Below are 16,041 nucleotides of genomic sequence, written 5' to 3'. Positions count from 1 at the left end.
GGTCATGAGAATCATGGCCACACCTGCTGTCCGAGCCAGCCACCGAGGAAGGCCGCGGCCAGGCTTGCCGATACGCCGATCACGACGTTCGCCATCGCATAGCTGTAAGCGCCCTCCTCGACGAGTCGAACCGTTTCATAACCGAACGTACTGAACGTGGTCAGCGCACCGCAGAAGCCGACTCCCGCGGTCGCGAGCAGCCAATGATTCGCTCCCGCACCGATCAATGCGCCCAGCAGCATCGACCCGCAGACGTTCACCACCAATGTGCCCAGAGGAAAGACACTATCGAATCGACGGGCCACCGCGCGATCCACCAGATATCGGGCGGGGGCGCCGAGCATGCCGCCGACGACCACGAGTACCGCCGTCACCGTCGCACTCCGTCCCACACCTCGACGGGCGAGAGCGTGACCGTGAGCGAATCCAGCAGCTCGGCTTGGGATTCCACGAAGGCGCGCAGCCGATCGGTGTCGTCGACGATCATCACCAGCACCGGCAGCCGCTCGGCCAGATCGAGCAGCCGGGTGGTGTGGATCTGCGAGGAGACGCCGTAGCCCTCGACGCCGCGCCACACGCTCGCCCCGGCCAATCCGGCATCGCGGGCACGTAACACGATTTCGTGGTAGCGGGGTTTGCGCTGCCACCGATCGTCCTCGCCGAGCAGGACCGTCAGCCGCGACGCCGGTCGCCAGCGCGGTTCCGCTTCACTCATCGCCTGCCCCCAATCGCCGTGCTTATCGATACTTACCGTGCAATTCCCGAATCGCCGTACGCCGCGCCGTTCTCACCGTGTCTTTCGCGTCCACCATCGCGTCGCGCTCACCCCGAGCACCACCGCGCTCAGCGCCGCCGCCACCGTTCCCCCGAGGTATCCGAGCGCAGCGAGCTGCCGGCCCGATTCGAGCAGTCTACGAACATCCACCGCATAGGTGGAGAAGGTGGTGAAACCGCCCAGTACGCCGATACCGAGGAAGGGCCGCAGCAGCCGGTGCGCCACCCAGATCTCGGTGATGCACACCATGAGCACGCCGATGGCGAAACAGCCGATCACGTTGACCGCCAACGTGGACCACGCAATTCCGCCGCTGTCCGGCACCCACAGGCTCACGCCGTAGCGCGCGAGCGCACCCGTGCCGCCGCCGAGGGCGATGACCGCGAGGACGGCGGCGTCGCTGCCGCCGGCTTTCCTGCCCACCGCCCTCCTCTCCAGTTTGCCAATTAGTTGCTATTCGGCGTGTTGCTGAGCCCGAACAACACCCGGGAACTGCGAGGATAGTGCGGCTTGCCCGGTGTTGTCCCATCGGCCTCGAGGAGCCAAGTTGGCGGTGCGCCAATCGATCAGAAGGGTGCTGGTACAGGGCGTCGGAGCGGTGACGGTCATGATCGCGGCCATGGCCGCGGCGCCGGCCGCGCACTCGGCGGTCTATCCATTTCCCGATGCGGACGGGTTCTACGCCGCCCCACCGGGTCTCGACGGCGCGGCGCCCGGCGACGTGCTCAACGCCCGCGTGGTGCCCGCGCACGGATTCGCCGGATCGACGGTGTGGCAGCTGCTGTTCCGCTCCACCAACTCCTCCGGCGGGCCGATCGCGGCGGTCACCACGCTCATCGTGCCGGGCGGCGGCGGGCCGCGACCGCTGGTGTCGTATCAGCCGTTCGTGAATTCGCTTGGGATGCAATGCGCGCCCTCGCACAGCCTGTTCGACGGGAGCCTCAAGGAGGCATCCGCGCTGAACCTGCTGCTGGCGCGCGGGTGGGCGATCGCCGTGCCGGATCACCTAGGACCGACCAGCGCGTACGGAGCGGCCCGACTGGGCGGGCAGATCACCCTCGACGGCGTCCGCGCGGCACTGCGCTTCGGCCCGGCCCGGCTCGCGGGTTCCCCTGTGGGACTTGCCGGATACTCCGGCGGGGCCATGTCGACCGGCTTCGCCACGGTGCTCGCCTCCGAGTACGCCCCCGAACTGCCCATCGTCGGTGCGGCCATCGGTGGCACGCCGGTGAATCCGGGCAAGATCGCCATCGCCAATGGCAATGCGCCGCACCCGCTGTTCGGGCTCGGCTTCGCGGTGGCCATCGGCATGGAACGCGAATACCCGGATGAGCTGCCGCTGGACCGGGCTCTCACCCCGGCCGGCTTCGCCATGCGCGACCGGATGGCCAATTCCTGTGTGGACGACATCATCTCGGTCGGCGCGGGCCACAGCATCAGCGAGGTGTTCCACCTCGGCATGGAGAACGACCCGACGCTCATCCACACCTTCCACGAGAACGCCATGGAGATCTACCCGGGCGTTCCGCGCGCGCCGCTGTACATGTGGCACGGCGGTAACGACCAGGTGCCACTGGATCTCGCCATGGGCACCGCGGGCCGCTACTGCGCCTCGGGAACACCCGTGCTGTTCGACGTCATCCCGGGCACCGATCACGGCACCGCGATCTTCCCGGGTGCGATCAACGCGGTCGGCTACCTCTCCGACCGTTTCGCGGGCCTCGCCCCGCCGTCGAATTGCCGCTGACCTCAGCGGCATTGGGGAGTAGACAAGGAAATGGCCCCCGCTCACCGACGTGAGCGGGGGCCTTCTCCTATGCGGGACGCGGAAGTCAGTGCGCCAGAACCGGTTCCCCCTCCGCCGGGACGGGCACCTTGCTCGGCATCACGATGCCGGTGAGGATGGCGCCGACCAGGAAGATGCCGGCCGCCCACCCGAAGGTGGTGGTGTAGCTGTCGACCGCGGCCTGCGCGAGGACGCCCGGGCTCGGCTGCTGCGCGCCGACGGAGTCGGTGAACGCGGTCGCCGCCAGCGTGCTCAGCAGTGCGGTGCCGATCGAACCGCCCACCTGCTGGCTGGTGTTGACCATGGCCGAGGCCACGCCCGCGTCGGTGTGGTGCACGCCGGAGGTGGCGCCGGTGAACGCGGTCGACATGGCCATACCGAGGCCGACGCCCATCAGGATGAGGCTGGGCAGGATGTGCGTGGCGTAGGCGGTGTCGACGCCGATGCGGGTCAGCAGCAGCATGCCGAGCGCGGCGATGAGCATGCCCACCACCACGGTCACCTTGGGTCCGACGCGCGGCATCAGCAGCGACGGCGTCGTGGTGGAGGAGGCGATCATGCCCGCGACCATGGGCAGGAAGGCCACACCGGTCACGATCGGGGTGTACCCCAGCTGCTGCTGCATGTAGTAGGTGAGGAACAGGAACATGGCGAACATGCCGATGGCCGTGGAGAACACGGTCAGGTAGGACGCGCCGCGGGTGCGGTCGAGCAGCACGCGCAGCGGCAGCAGCGGATGCGCGACCCGCGCCTCGATGGCGAAGAACGCTGCCAGCAGCACCGCACCGCCGATGAGGAAGGCGAGGGTGACGCCATTGGTCCAGCCGTCGCTCTCGGCGTGCGAGAAGCCGTACACGATGCCGAACAGCGCGGCGGTCACCACAACGGTGCCCGGCACGTCCAGTTTCGGCCGATCGCCGGTGTTGGTGTGCTTGGCCAGCAGCAGGATCGCGCCGACCAGCGCCACGGCGGCGAAGACCAGGTTCACGTACATGACCCAGCGCCACGACGCCCATTCGGTGAGCGCGCCGCCGAGCAGCAGGCCCAGCGCGCCGCCGGCGCCGGCGATGGCGCCGAAGATGCCGAAAGCCTTTGCGCGCTCGGAAGGTTCGGTGAAGGTCACGGTCAGCAGCGACAGCGCGGCGGGCGCGAGCAGCGCGCCGAACACACCTTGCGCGACGCGCGAGGCGACCAGGACTTCGAAGTTGGCGGCCGCGCCGCCCACGGCGGAGGCGACGGCGAAGCCGACCAGTCCGGCGATGAAGGTGGTGCGCCGCCCGAACAGGTCGGACAGGCGTCCGCCGAGCAGCAGCAAACTGCCGAAGGCCAGGGCGTATCCGGTGATCACCCACTGCCGGTCGGCATTGGAGAACCCGAGATCCAGCTGCGCCTCGGGCAGCGCGATGTTCACGACGGTCGCGTCGAGCACGACCATCAGCTGGGCGACGCCGAGGACGGCGAGCACCCACCAGCGCATGGCATGTGATCCGCGGCGACCGGCGCCGGCCGGAGCAGCCACGTCTTTCTCGAGAGTTGTGGTCATGGTGATTTTCCTCGTCCCCTAGGATTAACGGAGGTCTAATCTCCGTTTCATGTATTGCAAGCTACCAGCAAAACGGAGATAACTCCTCCACTTAATCCCGATTGTTGTTAGGATATGGGTGTGAATCACGTCACCACCGCCCCGCCACCTCGGCGTCTGCGCGCCGACGCCGCGCGCAACCAGCAGCGCATCATTGCTGCCGCCCGCGAGCTCTTCGCGGATCGCGGACTCGAGGTCACCCTCGACGATGTGGCCGAGCGCGCCGGCGTCGGCGTCGGCACCGTCTACCGCCGCTTCGCGAACAAGCAGGAGCTCATCTCCGAGGTCTTCGACCAGATGGTCAATGAACTCGGCGAGCAGGTCGAGACCGCGCTGCACCACCCGGACCCCTGGCAGGGCCTGGTGGAGCTGTTCGAGTACTCCTGCAAGCACATGGCCGCCAACCGTGGCTTCGGCGAGGTGGTCCTCGAATTGCACGACAGCATGGACCGTTTCACCTGCATGCGGGATCGCATCCGCCCGGGCATGGAGGCCGTCATCGGCCGCGCCAAGCAGGCCGGGGTGCTGCAGCCGGAGATCGAGACCACCGACTTCTTCGGCATGGTCAATATGGTCGACGGCGTGGCCGGCTTCGCCCGCTCGGTGAATCCCGATGTGTGGCGGCGCTACATGGCCCTGATCCTCAACGGCGTGCGCGGCGACAGCGTGGAACGGCTGCCGCTCACCCAGCCCGCGCTCACCGACGACGAGGTGGAAAGGGCCAAGCAGGCCATGCACGCGTGCCGGAAACGGTAGCGCGTCTCACACTCACGGTTTAAAGTTGGTCACATGACCAACTGGGTGAACTGGGCCGGAGATCAGAGCTGCACTCCGGCGTCCATCGCCGAACCGAGCTCACCCGCGGAAATCGCGGACGCCCTGGCCCGCGCCGAACAGGCCGGGCACACCGTCCGCGTGGCCGGATCGGGCCACTCGTTCACCGATACCGTCCTCACCGACGGCACCATGCTGCGGCTGAACAAGCTCGATCGGATCCTGTCCGTGGACCGGGCCACCGGCCTGGTCCGCGCGGAAGCCGGCATCACCCTGAACGCCGCGAGCAATGCCCTGCACCCGCTCGGCCTCGCCTTCCCGAACCTCGGCGACATCGACGTGCAGTCGATCGCGGGCGCGACGGCCACCGGCACGCACGGCACCGGCGCGAAGCTCCAGAACCTGTCCGCCGCACTGCAATCCGTCGAACTCATGCTGGCCGACGGCAGCACGGTGGAACTCAACGAGGAGACCGATCCGGACGGCTGGCGCGCCGCGCGGGTGAATGTGGGCGCGCTCGGCGTGGTCACCGCCGTCACCCTGCAGATGGTGCCGTCGTTCGTGCTCGAGGGCATCGAACGGCCCGTGCCCGTGGAAGAGGTGCTCGCCGATCTCGACACCCACGTCGACGGTAACGAGCACTTCGAGTTCTACATGTTCGCGCACAGCCCGCTCGCCATGACCAAGCGCAACAATGCCGTCGACCTGCCCGAACAGCCGCGCGGCAAGGCCGTCGACTGGTTCTCCGACATCCTCATGACCAACTACACCTTCGACGCGCTGTGCCGGCTCACCCGGCGCAATCCCACCCTCATTCCGTGGGTGCAGCGCGGCGCGGCGTATGCGGGCAGCTACCGGCGTCAGGTCGAGCGGTCCTACAAGGTCTTCGCCAGCCCGCGACTGTTCCGGTTCACCGAGATGGAATACGCCATCCCGCGCGAACATTCGGTGGCCGCGATCCGGGAGATCAAACAGGTCGCGGCGCGCTTCGACACCCCGATGCCGATCGAGGTGCGCTGGGTGGCCCCCGACGACGCCTTCCTCTCCCCCGCCGGTGGCCGCGACACCTGCTACATCGCGGTGCACCAGTACGAGGGCATGGAGTACGAGCCGTATTTCCGGGCCTGCGAGGCCGTGTTCGACAAGTACGACGGCCGCCCGCACTGGGGCAAGCGGCACTTCCAGACCGCCGAGACGCTGCGCGGGCGCTACCCGGAGTGGGATCGGTTCGCCGAAGTCCGCCGGCGCTTCGATCCCAAGGGCCGGTTCACCAACAGCTACATCGAACGGGTGCTCGGACCGGTCGGCTGACCTGCAACATCTGTCCCGTGAGTTGACACCGTCCACCAGAAATCGCCACGATAGGCGTACACCGATTGTTTGCTGAACAATCGCTGTGGCTCGTCGAAGTACCCCGCATGCACGCCCGGACCCCGGGCGTGACACACCTAGGGAGGTTTCGATGTCTCTGATGGACAAGGCCAAGGAGATGGCCGCCAAGGCCAAGGAAAAGGCCGAAGGCATGGGCCAGAAGATCGAAGATCAGGCCGATGAGTTCGAGTCGAAATTCCACGACGCCACCGACAAGGCCAAGAACGACGCCAAGAACATGGCCAATGAGGCGCGGGACAAAACCGACGATGCCATGCAGAACATGAAGGACAAGTTCGGCGGCAGCGGGCAGTAGGCGACCACGTGACAGAGGACAACAACCTCACGGCCACCTCCGACGAACTCGCCGAGAATGTCAGCGAGACCGTCGGGGGTCTCGCCGACAAGGCCGGTGACGCGGCGGGACAGCTCGCCGAGAAGGCCAGCGCCACCGCCGCCGAACTCGCCGACAAGGCGAGCACCGCGGCCGCCGAATTCGCCGACATGGCAAAGGCATTCGCCGACAAACTCAGCACCGAGGATCTGCAGAAGGCCCTCGATCAGGTGCGCGCCAATCTCGAAGGCGCGGCGGCCGACGTCATGAAGGCCCTCAACGAGATCGTCGAGAACATCAAGACCCGGATCAACTAGGTCCTGGGAGCAGTACGGCGTCGGTCCTCCACCCGGAGGACTGACGCCGTATCAACATCACAGCGAGAGGGATTCGTGAGCGCACCCGGCACGGTTCATCATCGAGCGGCGGTCGCACCGCGGGTGTTCTGGCCCGCGGCGATTGTGGTCACGGCGTTCACGGTGTACGCCATCGTGTTTCGCGAGACCGCTGCCCGGCAGGCGAAAGCGTTGCAGGACAATGTGATCGGCGGGTTCGGGTGGTACTACATCGTGCTGGTCACGGTGTTCGTGGTGTTCGCGATCTGGTTGGGGCTGGGGCGTTTCGGGGATATTCCGCTCGGGGAGGACGGGGAGAAGGCGCAATACTCCATGGGGGCTTGGCTTTCCATGTTGTTCGCGGCGGGAATGGGCATCGGGCTGGTGTTCTGGGGCGTGGCCGAGCCGCTGTTCCATTACGAGGATCCGCGGCCGGGGGTCGGGGAGACGCAGGCGCAGCGGGCGGATGCGGCCATGGTGCAGACGTTCCTGCACTGGGGGATTCATCCGTGGGCGATCTATGTGGTGGTGGGGCTGGCCATCGCGTACGCGATTCATCGCAAGGGGCGGCCGGTGTCGATCCGGTGGTCACTGGAACCGCTACTGGGAGAACGGATTCGGGGCTGGCGCGGGGATGTCATCGATGTGGTGGCGGTCATCGGCACCGTCTTCGGCGTAGCCACCTCGCTCGGGCTGGGCGTGCTGCAGATCTCGGCGGGGCTGAATTTCCAAGGCTGGCTGCACGAACCGGGCAAGGGGCTACAGGTGGTGCTGATCGTCGGCATCACCGTGCTGGCGACCATCTCGGTGGTGACCGGCGTGGACAAGGGCATCAAGCTGCTCTCGCAGACGAATATGGGTGTGGCGGCGGTACTTCTGCTGTACGTGCTGGTGGCGGGGCCGACGCTGTTCATCGTCAATGATCTGGTGCAGAACATCGGCGCCTACCTGCAGACGCTGCCGAAGCTGAGCCTCTACACCGGCGCGACCGAGGGCCCGACGGGCACCGAGTGGACGCAGCAGTGGACGGTCTTCTATTGGGGCTGGTGGATCTCGTGGGCGCCGTTCGTGGGCGTGTTCATCGCGCGCATCTCGCGCGGCCGCACCGTACGCGAGTTCGTGGCGGGCGTGCTGCTGGTGCCGACCCTGCTGACCTTCGTGTGGTTCGCGGTGTTCGGCGGCGCGGGCCTGCATCGCGAAATGTTCGGCGGCGGTGGACTTGTCGGCCCGGACGGACCCGATCGCGACAGCGCGCTGTTCGCGCTGCTGGACACGCTGCCCGGCGGGTCCATTACCGCGGGCCTGGCGATTCTGGTGATCGTGCTGTTCTTCGTCACCTCCGCGGATTCGGGCGCGCTGGTGGTGAACATGCTGTCCTCCGGCGGCAATCCGGAGCCGCCCACCTGGAGCCGGGCGTTCTGGACCTTCGCGCAGGGTGCGGTGGCCATCGCGCTGCTGGTGGCGAGCGGGTCCGGGGCGTCGGCGCTCACCACCCTGCAGACGGTGGCGATTCTCATCGCGCTGCCGTTCTCCGTGGTCATGCTGGGCATGTGCTGGTCGCTGGTGAAGACCTTCCGAGCCGAGCGCGGCAGCTGATTGCTCCGGGCGGCCGGCTCACTTCGGATGGCCGGGTGTGACGGTCACCGCGAAGGGGGTGTGGCAATTGCTCACCGCGGTCGGCGCAACCCATAGACTTCGGCGCTGAACTTACGAATACAGCTCGCGGATTGGAATTACCAAGCACCATGTTCAAGGGTTTCAAAGAATTCCTGATGAGGGGCAATGTCGTCGATCTGGCGATTGCCGTCGTGATCGGCGCGGCCTTCACGGCCATCGTCACCTCGATCACGAAGGGCCTGCTCGAGCCGTTGCTCGCGGTGCTGGGCGGTAATGCCGAGTTCGGTTTCGGCGTGCAGCTGCTCGCGGGCAAGCCGGCCACCTTCATCGCGCTGGGCCCGATCGTCAGCTCGATCATCAACTTCGTCCTCGTGGCGGCGGTGCTCTACTTCGTCCTGATCGTGCCGATGAACCACCTCAAGCAGCGGCTGTCCAAGCCCACCGAGGTCAAGGCCGACCCCACCGAGCTGGAACTCCTCATGGAAATCCGCGACCTGCTCGCCGCTCAGAAGGCCGAGCGCGAGGCTGCGAACAGCAGCTCCTTGCAGCAGTAGCGAGGTCCCGCTCTTGGGGTTCTCAGCGGCGACTATCGTGCTAGCCAGAGTGTTGCTGTGATCGATAGCGCCTAATCGAGGAGGCGGGAATCGTGGGAAGCATCCCACCCCGGCAGGAGTCAGAAGCTCGATCCGAACAGGCTCAGCCACGCACGGCCGGGCGTTGGGCCATGCTGGCGGTGCTGTGCGCCAGCCTGCTGCTGGTGGCCATGGATGCCACGATTCTGAATGTCGCGCTGCCGTCGCTGATCGACCACATGGAACCCAGCCCCATGCAGCAGCTGTGGATCGTGGATCTCTACGGGCTGGTGCTGGGCGGTCTGCTCATCACCTGCGGCGCGATCGGCGACCGGTTCGGGCGCAAGCGGCTGTTCATCGCCGGGTTCGTGCTCTTCGGCCTGGCGTCGGTGGTCGCGGCCACCTCGCATGTGCCCGCGCAGTTGATCGCGGGCCGCGCGCTGCTCGGTGTCGGCGGGGCCATGGTCATGCCGTCGACGCTGTCGCTGATCCGCAATATCTTCACCGATGATCGCGAGCGCACCCTGGCCATCGGCATCTGGGCCTCGGTCGCGGGTGCGGGCGCGGCGATCGGCCCGCTGGTCGGCGGCTATCTGGTGGAACACTTCGGCTGGTCGGCGGCCTTCTGGCTGAACGTGCCCGTGGTGGTGCTGACCGTGACGGCCGGACTGTGGCTGCTGCCGGAATACAAAGCGCCGCAGGAGGGCTCGCTCGACTGGACCAGCGCGGTGCTGTCGGTGCTCGGCATCGTGGCGCTGGCCTGGGGCATCAAGCATGTGGCCAAGGGCGAACCGGCGGCGCTGGATCTGGTGGTCCTGGTGGCCGCGTTCGTGCTGCTCGGACTGTTCGCGTATCGGCAGTTGCGCTCCCCCGACCCGCTGCTGGACGTGCGCCTGTTCCGCAATCGCACCTTCACGGCCGCCGCGCTGGCGACCCTGCTGGCCATGCTCGCCATCGGCGCCGCGCTGTTCCTGATTTCGCTGTGGCTGCAGTACATTCACGGCTACACCCCGTCCGAGGCCGGGCTGCGCACCCTGCCCGCCGCCATCGCCACACTGGTGGGTTCGCTGTCCACGCCGTGGCTCATGCAGCGCATCGGCGTGCGGCCGCTCATGGCGCTGGGCCTGGGCGCGCTGACGGTCGGCTTCGTGGTGCTGGCCGCCGTGCCCACCACGTCGTATCCGCTGGTGGCGTTCGTGCTCATGTGCCTGGGAATCGGTGACGGCGTGGCGATTACGACGGCCGCCGCGGTGCTGGTCGCGGCGGTGCCGGCCGAACGCGCCGGGCAGGCCGGTGCGGTGGAGGAGACCAATTACGAACTCGGCATCGGACTCGGTGTGGCGCTGCTGGGCAGCATTCACGGCCGGCTGTTCGTCGAGCACATGACCGATCTCCCGCTCACCGGGGAGGATCTGGACACCGCGCGCGGCTCCGTCGGCGGCGCGGCCTACATCGCCCACCAGGTCGGCGGGCCGCTCGGCACCGAGGTGCTCGAAATCGCCCAGCGTGCTTTCGATTCCGCGCTCACCACCACGTCGTGGATTTCGGCGGGGCTGGTGGGAACCGTGGCCGTGCTCGCGGTCATATTGGTGCCCAAGGGATTCCGAGCCACCTCCGCACACTGAGAGACGCCGACAGCGCACCGGGCCCGCTCATGCGAGCGAGGTCTTCAGTTGTGCCAGACCGGATCTGATGCGCGCCTTCACGGCGGGCAGGCCGATGCCGAGCCGCGCGGCGACCTGCGCGTAACTGAGCCCGCCGTAGTAGGCGAGCACCACCGATTCCCGTTGATACGGCGTGAGCGAGCGCAGGCCCCGCCGGACCGCCTGCACCTCGTGCCGGCGCACGATCTCCTCCGCCACCACATCGGCGGCGGGCCGGTAATCGCAGACGCCCCAGCGGTGTTCGTGCCCGGCGGCCGAGCATTCCCGGCGCACCCGGTCCACCGCCTGGTGGTGCGCCAGGGTGGTGAGCCAGGTCAGCGCGCTGCCGCGCTGCGGGTCGAAACCCGCTGCGCTGCGCCAGACCTGGAGGTACACCTCGTGACAGGTCTCCTCGGCGTAGCCGCGGTCGCGGACGATGGTCAGGACACGGCTGTAGACCAGCCCGCGGGTGGCGCGATAGAGCTCCTCGTAAGCGTGGTTGTCGCCGGTGGCGACGCGTTGGACGAGTTCGTCGTATTCGACGGCGCGACGGGTGTTTCCGGGATTTCGCGGTGCTCGTGACACGTTCACTGCTGCCCCTACTTCTGCGGGAATCAGAGTTGCCGATACGAGCCGTCGAGGGGCAGGGACGGTCGGAAAACACACGGAAACCGGCCGGGGACAGGGGCTTTCGGTTCCGCCAACTGATCAGCCTACCGCACCGATCGAGACGGTGGCGCAGATGAGTCAGATCCGCAGCCCCAGTTCGACGATCCCGTGCGCCACGGCCCGCACCGTCACCCGATTGCGCCGGGCGTGTGCGCGAATGAGTTCGAAGGCGGCGTCGGGGGTGGTCCGGCGGGCGTGCGCGATCACGCCCTTGGCCTGCTCCACCACGATCCGGCTGTTCAACGCGTGCTGCAGCTGTTCGGTCACCCGCTGCTGGCGTTGCACCAGATTCGCCGTCACGATGTGCCCGGTGGCCATGCCCGCGAGCAGTGCCGCCACCGACAGATCCCGCCCCGACCAGCGCCGGGGTTGCCGCGAATACAGGCTCAGCACACCGGCTTCGGTGTCGTCGAGGCGCATGGGAATGGCGGCCACCGAGGAAATCCGGTGCTGCCCAGCCAGATCCGCGTACTCCGGCCACATGTCGCCGTAGTTGCCGATATCGGTGATGGTCACCGGCGCACCGCAGGTGTGCGCGACCACGCCCGGTCCGCGTGCGCAGTCCCGCTGGCAGACTTCGAGATCCAGCAGTTCGGCGGGAATTCCACTGAAGGGGTCGGTTTCCGCGGAGCTCAGCTGCGCCGACAGTGCGACGGTGGCCCCGGCCGGTTCCAGCACATCGATAGCACTGCGCATCAACTGTTCCAGGATGTGGGGCATTTCGTGTGCCGCGGGAAGCAGCCGTGCGAACCTCGCCAGCACCGCCACCAGCAACTCACTGTCGGACACCGCAATCACCCCGCATCGGCGGGCGCCGGGGCGCCGCCACGTAAGTTTCCTGTGCCGCTCTTGCTGTCAGCTAATCGTATGGGCCCGCCGGGGCGCTACGGAATAGTTGCGTTCATTCGGGTTCGATCCGAACCTTGCGGTCTACTACGCGGTGTGCCACCTCGACCAGCGAAAGCCCATGTGTGAAGGCATATCCGCGCATGCGGGCGTAGGCGTCGGCGATATCGATGCCCAGCTGCGCGCTGGTCATGCCCGCGGCCTGGTGGATCCAGCGGCTCGACACCGGCTGCGCCCACTGCCGCGCCTCGTCCCCGGAGGACAGCACCAGGCTCGCGGTCACCAGATCGGCGATGTGCAGGGCGGCCGACATGAGCCGGGGCCCCGGCCGCCCGATGACCTCGCGGTACAGATCGACCGCGCCGAGCCGGATGGCGCCCAGCCGCAATGGCACCGCCAGCATGGATCCGACGGCCACGCCGGGTGCGGGACCGTATGCGCGGGCCGGGAGCGGATGTCCGCAGCCGGGCACGCCCGGTGTATTCGCCAGCGCCGCCGCGAATCCCGGCCATCGATCGAATTCCCCGGCCAGGTCCTCGACCAGGATCGGCACGCCGTCGGCCACCGCCGACACCGCCGGTCCTTCCCCGGCCGTGGCCTGTGCGGACTCGACCCGATCGGCGAATTCGTCACTGGCGCACCAGGGTTGCATGCCGGCGTCGCGTTCTTCCAGCACGATGGCGGCACGCTGCACCGGCAGCACCCGCACGCACGCCGCGCAGACGGCGGTGAGACCGCCGCCCGCATCGCGGACGGCACGCAGGAACTGTCCTGTCAGCTGGTCGAACTGTGACGAACCCATCCAACGAACCGCCCCACGATCATCGCGCTCTGCGATGAGTAATTCGGTGCCCGGGGCCCATACTGCCGTCACAAGTCCACAACGACCAGGGTCGAAAGTCCCTGTGCCCTACCGCCACCAGTCATCACAGGTAACAGCGTCGGTGCGAGCCAAGGGATTTCGGACGCCGGGACTACTCGGCCAGTCCTGCCATGGCGGGCCGGTGCGACACGCCGAGGCGGTACAGGCCGCGCAGGTCGTAGGTGTGGGTGGCGATGGTGCCGAGCAGCAGGCCCAGGGCCAAGCCGAACAGGGTCATCCACAGGCCGGTGCCCAGCCCCGCGGTCAGGTGGCCGTCGAAGTAGAGGATGGCGCGCACGGCCAGATAGATCTGGTGCATGGGTTCGAAGTCGGCCAGGAAGGCGATGTAGCGCGGCGTCGCCTCGATCGGAATGGTGCCCGAGGAGGACGGCAGGCCCAGGATCACGAACACGATCATATTGATGAGCAGACCGGCGGTGCCGAAGGCGGCCAGCACCGACAGGCCGGTGATGCTCACGGCCGCGACGGCCAGCGAGCCGTAGAGGAACAGCGGCAGCGGATGGTCGATCGGCATGTTCATCAGGCTCGCGATGCCGAGGAAGATGCCGGAGATGACCGGTGCGGTCAGCGCGGCCATGGCCCACTTGGCGAGCAGCGTGCGCCAGCGGCTGATGGCCACCGGCTCGATGAAGCGGTACCACGGGCCGTATTCGGCGGGTGCGTAGCCGAGCACATTGTCGACCATGGCGTGCAGGATCATGGCCCCGCTGAACCCGGCGAACAGCAGGATCAGCGTGTAGAAGAAGGCGGACAGGCCCTGGCCGGTGCCCTCGGGCAGCGGCCGGTACGGGCCGACCTCGACGTCGATGGGCTTGGCCAGCTGTAGCCGGGCCGCACCGCTGAGTTCGGTGGCCGCCGCGCCCGGGGCGGGCTGCAGCGCGGCCTTGACCTGCTCGGTCAGCTGCGTGCCGACCGTGGCATTGACCTCGGCCATGGCGCGGTCGCTGAACCGCTGCACGATGCCCGACGCATAGGTGCCGGCGCGCGGGTTGGTGTGCACGGTGATGACGGGCCGCTCGATATCGCCGGGCACGACCGAGGCCGCGGCGAGGATGGACAGCCGCTTGCTGAAATCGCTGGGAATGACGATGGCTCCGTAGATCTGGCCCTCTTTGAGTTCCCGCTGCGCCTCGTTGATGCCGACCAGCCGCAGGTCCACCTTGTCCGAGGGCACCTTGTCGATCAGCGCCTCGGCGATCTGGTTGCCGACATTGACGGCACGGCCGTCGACCACATCGCCGTCGTCCTGATTGACCAGGGCGACCGGGAAGTCGTGCAGGTTCTTCTCCGGATCGGAGGTGTAGCCCAGGTACATGGTGCCCATGAGCGCGGCCAGCAGCGTGACCACCAGCATCGGGACGACCCAGCCGCGCAGGGGCACGCGCGGGCGGCCGCCGCCGGTCTCCTCCGAAACCACTGCGGACGCACTGTCTTTCAACACGGACTCCCCGCCTTCCGATGCGGACACGCTGTTGTTCGTCATGGTGCATGCCAATGTAGGCAGTGCCTACAAAGTAGTCAACGACAACATCGGAAGTGTGTCGGATATCCTGCTTCTCGATGTCCGCTGCCCGTTTGCGCTCCTACCACCACGGCGATCTGCGCGCCGAACTCCTGCGCCGCGCCGAGGCCGCACTGCGCCGTGTCGGGGTCGACGGCCTGTCGCTGCGGCAGCTCGCCCGCGACACCGGCGTCAGCCACGCCGCGCCCAGCCGGCATTTCCGCGACAAACAGGCGCTGCTGGACGCGCTGGCCGCCGAAGGCTTCACGCGTCTGGGCGCGGAGTTCGAAAAGGCCGCTGCCACCGGCACTTTCCTGGAGCGGCTGCACGCCATGGCGCGGGCCTACCTGCATTTCTCCGTCGACAATCCGGCGCTGCTGGCGCTCATGTTCGCCCGGCGGCACAACAACCCGACCGCCGCCATGGAAGAGGCGGTGGCGCGGGCGTACGCCGTGCCGGTGGGCATGATCGCGGACGGCCAGGCGCGCGGCGAAGTGGTGGACGGCGACCCGCGCAGCATCTGCCTGTCGGCCATGGCCGCGCTGCAGGGGCTGGCCACCTTCGTCGGTTCCGGATTCGTCAATGCGGCGGATGCGGACGTGCTGCTGGACGACACCGTCGGCTACATGATTGATGGTTTGCGACCACGTCATTGACGGTTTGCGTCCCCGTCGCCGTCTTCGGCCTCCGTGCCGTTACCGTTGGGGAGTGACGATCGAGGGACGACAGTACGGCGGCCGGGCCGTGGTCGAGCGCAAAGCCGAACGCCGACAGCGCTTCCTCGATGCCGCCATCCTGATATTCGGTGAACGCGGGTACGCCAATTGCTCGCTGGCCGATGTGTGCGCCGCCGCGGGACTGTCGAAACGCCAGTTCTACGAGGAGTTCCAGACCCGCGAGGACATTCTGGTCGCGGCCTACGACCACATTCAGGAGCAGGCGGGAGCAGCGCTGGCGACCGCGCTGAGCGAGCTGGGGCCCGATCCCGTTCCCACCGATACGGTCACCACCGCGCTGTCGGCCTACCTCGGCTCGGTCGGCTCCGATCCCAATCGCGCGAAGGTCGCCTTCGTCGAGGTGGTCGGGGTCAGCGAGCGGATGGAACAGCACCGCCGGGAGCGCCGGCACAGCTGGATCGCCATCATCACCGCGGCCGTGGACCCGCTGGCCGGGCCCGGCGCACACGTGCGCGGCAATGCGGAGCTCGGCGTCAGCGCGCTCATCGGCGCGATCAACGGGCTCGCGCACGAGTGGTTGCTGTCGGATCCCCGACCCCCGGTGCGCGAGCTGGTCGATGTGCTCGTGCCGATCGCGCTGTCGCTCATCGTCCGGGACTGAGCCGGTTCGCACCTC

The 16,041-nt window shown here is 67.7% G+C and carries 18 protein-coding genes; 10 read left to right on the top strand and 8 right to left on the bottom strand.

The genetic code is table 11. From position 1 onward, the window contains the following. Nucleotides 1–11: 11 nt before the first annotated feature. From H0264_RS13340 to crcB, 3 genes are all read right to left on the bottom strand, one after another. Nucleotides 12–374, bottom strand: a complete 363-nt coding sequence (locus H0264_RS13340; protein WP_181584245.1) for a fluoride efflux transporter FluC — start codon at nucleotides 372–374, stop codon at nucleotides 12–14. Continuing rightward, nucleotides 371–715, bottom strand: coding sequence for a DUF190 domain-containing protein (locus H0264_RS13335; protein ID WP_181584244.1), 345 nt, complete (start codon nucleotides 713–715; stop codon nucleotides 371–373). The genes H0264_RS13340 and H0264_RS13335 overlap by 4 nt, the downstream gene beginning before the upstream one ends. 72 nt (nucleotides 716–787) lie before the next feature. Further along, the gene (gene crcB / locus H0264_RS13330) at nucleotides 788–1,198 is read right to left on the bottom strand and encodes a fluoride efflux transporter CrcB (RefSeq protein ID WP_181584243.1); all 411 of its coding nucleotides are present in this window, start codon (nucleotides 1,196–1,198) and stop codon (nucleotides 788–790) included. 184 nt (nucleotides 1,199–1,382) lie between these two features. Here crcB and H0264_RS13325 point away from each other — a divergent pair, with 184 nt between their 5' ends. Then, entirely contained in the window at nucleotides 1,383–2,522 is a 1,140-nt protein-coding gene (locus H0264_RS13325) for a lipase family protein (RefSeq protein WP_420832091.1), read from the top strand. Nucleotides 2,523–2,607: 85 nt separating this feature from the next. Here H0264_RS13325 and H0264_RS13320 read toward each other — a convergent pair whose 3' ends face one another. Then, on the bottom strand, nucleotides 2,608–4,104 hold the full coding sequence (locus H0264_RS13320; RefSeq protein ID WP_181584242.1) for an MFS transporter: 1,497 nt from the start codon (nucleotides 4,102–4,104) through the stop codon (nucleotides 2,608–2,610). Between the two features lie 114 nt (nucleotides 4,105–4,218). On the opposite strand from H0264_RS13320, the gene H0264_RS13315 reads away from it, so the two are divergent. The 7 genes from H0264_RS13315 to H0264_RS13285 all read left to right on the top strand — a co-directional run bounded on the left by H0264_RS13315 (nucleotide 4,219) and on the right by H0264_RS13285 (nucleotide 10,771). Next, nucleotides 4,219–4,899 (top strand): TetR/AcrR family transcriptional regulator, encoded by a 681-nt coding sequence (locus H0264_RS13315; RefSeq protein WP_181584241.1) that lies wholly within the window; start codon nucleotides 4,219–4,221, stop codon nucleotides 4,897–4,899. A 33-nt stretch (nucleotides 4,900–4,932) separates the two neighbouring features. After that, nucleotides 4,933–6,228 (top strand): D-arabinono-1,4-lactone oxidase, encoded by a 1,296-nt coding sequence (locus H0264_RS13310; protein ID WP_181584240.1) that lies wholly within the window; start codon nucleotides 4,933–4,935, stop codon nucleotides 6,226–6,228. A 151-nt stretch (nucleotides 6,229–6,379) separates the two neighbouring features. Further along, nucleotides 6,380–6,604, top strand: coding sequence for a hypothetical protein (locus H0264_RS13305; protein ID WP_181584239.1), 225 nt, complete (start codon nucleotides 6,380–6,382; stop codon nucleotides 6,602–6,604). A gap of 8 nt (nucleotides 6,605–6,612) precedes the next feature. Next, nucleotides 6,613–6,939 carry a hypothetical protein gene (locus tag H0264_RS13300; protein WP_181584238.1) on the top strand — a complete coding sequence of 109 codons (327 nt, stop codon included), beginning with the start codon at nucleotides 6,613–6,615 and terminating at the stop codon, nucleotides 6,937–6,939. Nucleotides 6,940–7,014: 75 nt separating this feature from the next. Then, nucleotides 7,015–8,553: a BCCT family transporter gene (locus tag H0264_RS13295; protein ID WP_181584237.1), complete on the top strand. Its 1,539-nt coding sequence runs from the start codon at nucleotides 7,015–7,017 to the stop codon at nucleotides 8,551–8,553. Nucleotides 8,554–8,702: 149 nt separating this feature from the next. After that, on the top strand, nucleotides 8,703–9,128 hold the full coding sequence (gene mscL, locus H0264_RS13290; RefSeq protein ID WP_181584236.1) for a large conductance mechanosensitive channel protein MscL: 426 nt from the start codon (nucleotides 8,703–8,705) through the stop codon (nucleotides 9,126–9,128). 92 nt (nucleotides 9,129–9,220) lie between these two features. Continuing rightward, the gene (locus tag H0264_RS13285) at nucleotides 9,221–10,771 is read left to right on the top strand and encodes an MFS transporter (RefSeq protein WP_231082984.1); all 1,551 of its coding nucleotides are present in this window, start codon (nucleotides 9,221–9,223) and stop codon (nucleotides 10,769–10,771) included. 27 nt (nucleotides 10,772–10,798) lie between these two features. Here the strand turns inward: H0264_RS13285 and H0264_RS13280 are convergent, their stop codons facing one another. The 4 genes from H0264_RS13280 to H0264_RS13265 all read right to left on the bottom strand — a co-directional run bounded on the left by H0264_RS13280 (nucleotide 10,799) and on the right by H0264_RS13265 (nucleotide 14,670). After that, a complete protein-coding gene (locus tag H0264_RS13280; protein WP_231082985.1) occupies nucleotides 10,799–11,380 on the bottom strand; it encodes a sigma-70 family RNA polymerase sigma factor in 582 nt (193 codons plus the stop codon). Between the two features lie 156 nt (nucleotides 11,381–11,536). Next, nucleotides 11,537–12,247: a GAF and ANTAR domain-containing protein gene (locus H0264_RS13275; RefSeq protein WP_181584235.1), complete on the bottom strand. Its 711-nt coding sequence runs from the start codon at nucleotides 12,245–12,247 to the stop codon at nucleotides 11,537–11,539. Between the two features lie 112 nt (nucleotides 12,248–12,359). After that, nucleotides 12,360–13,106, bottom strand: a complete 747-nt coding sequence (locus H0264_RS13270; RefSeq protein WP_181584234.1) for a GAF and ANTAR domain-containing protein — start codon at nucleotides 13,104–13,106, stop codon at nucleotides 12,360–12,362. 172 nt (nucleotides 13,107–13,278) lie between these two features. Next, nucleotides 13,279–14,670: a YhgE/Pip domain-containing protein gene (locus H0264_RS13265; RefSeq protein WP_338040147.1), complete on the bottom strand. Its 1,392-nt coding sequence runs from the start codon at nucleotides 14,668–14,670 to the stop codon at nucleotides 13,279–13,281. Between the two features lie 77 nt (nucleotides 14,671–14,747). On the opposite strand from H0264_RS13265, the gene H0264_RS13260 reads away from it, so the two are divergent. After that, nucleotides 14,748–15,344 carry a TetR/AcrR family transcriptional regulator gene (locus H0264_RS13260; RefSeq protein ID WP_181584233.1) on the top strand — a complete coding sequence of 199 codons (597 nt, stop codon included), beginning with the start codon at nucleotides 14,748–14,750 and terminating at the stop codon, nucleotides 15,342–15,344. 52 nt (nucleotides 15,345–15,396) lie between these two features. Next, on the top strand, nucleotides 15,397–16,026 hold the full coding sequence (locus H0264_RS13255) for a TetR/AcrR family transcriptional regulator (protein ID WP_181584232.1): 630 nt from the start codon (nucleotides 15,397–15,399) through the stop codon (nucleotides 16,024–16,026). Nucleotides 16,027–16,041: the final 15 nt, after the last annotated feature.

Origin of the sequence: Nocardia huaxiensis, from assembly GCF_013744875.1 — a bacterium.
GTDB classification, from domain to species: domain Bacteria; phylum Actinomycetota; class Actinomycetes; order Mycobacteriales; family Mycobacteriaceae; genus Nocardia; species Nocardia huaxiensis.
This window is presented reverse-complemented; position numbering and strand designations above follow the sequence as displayed.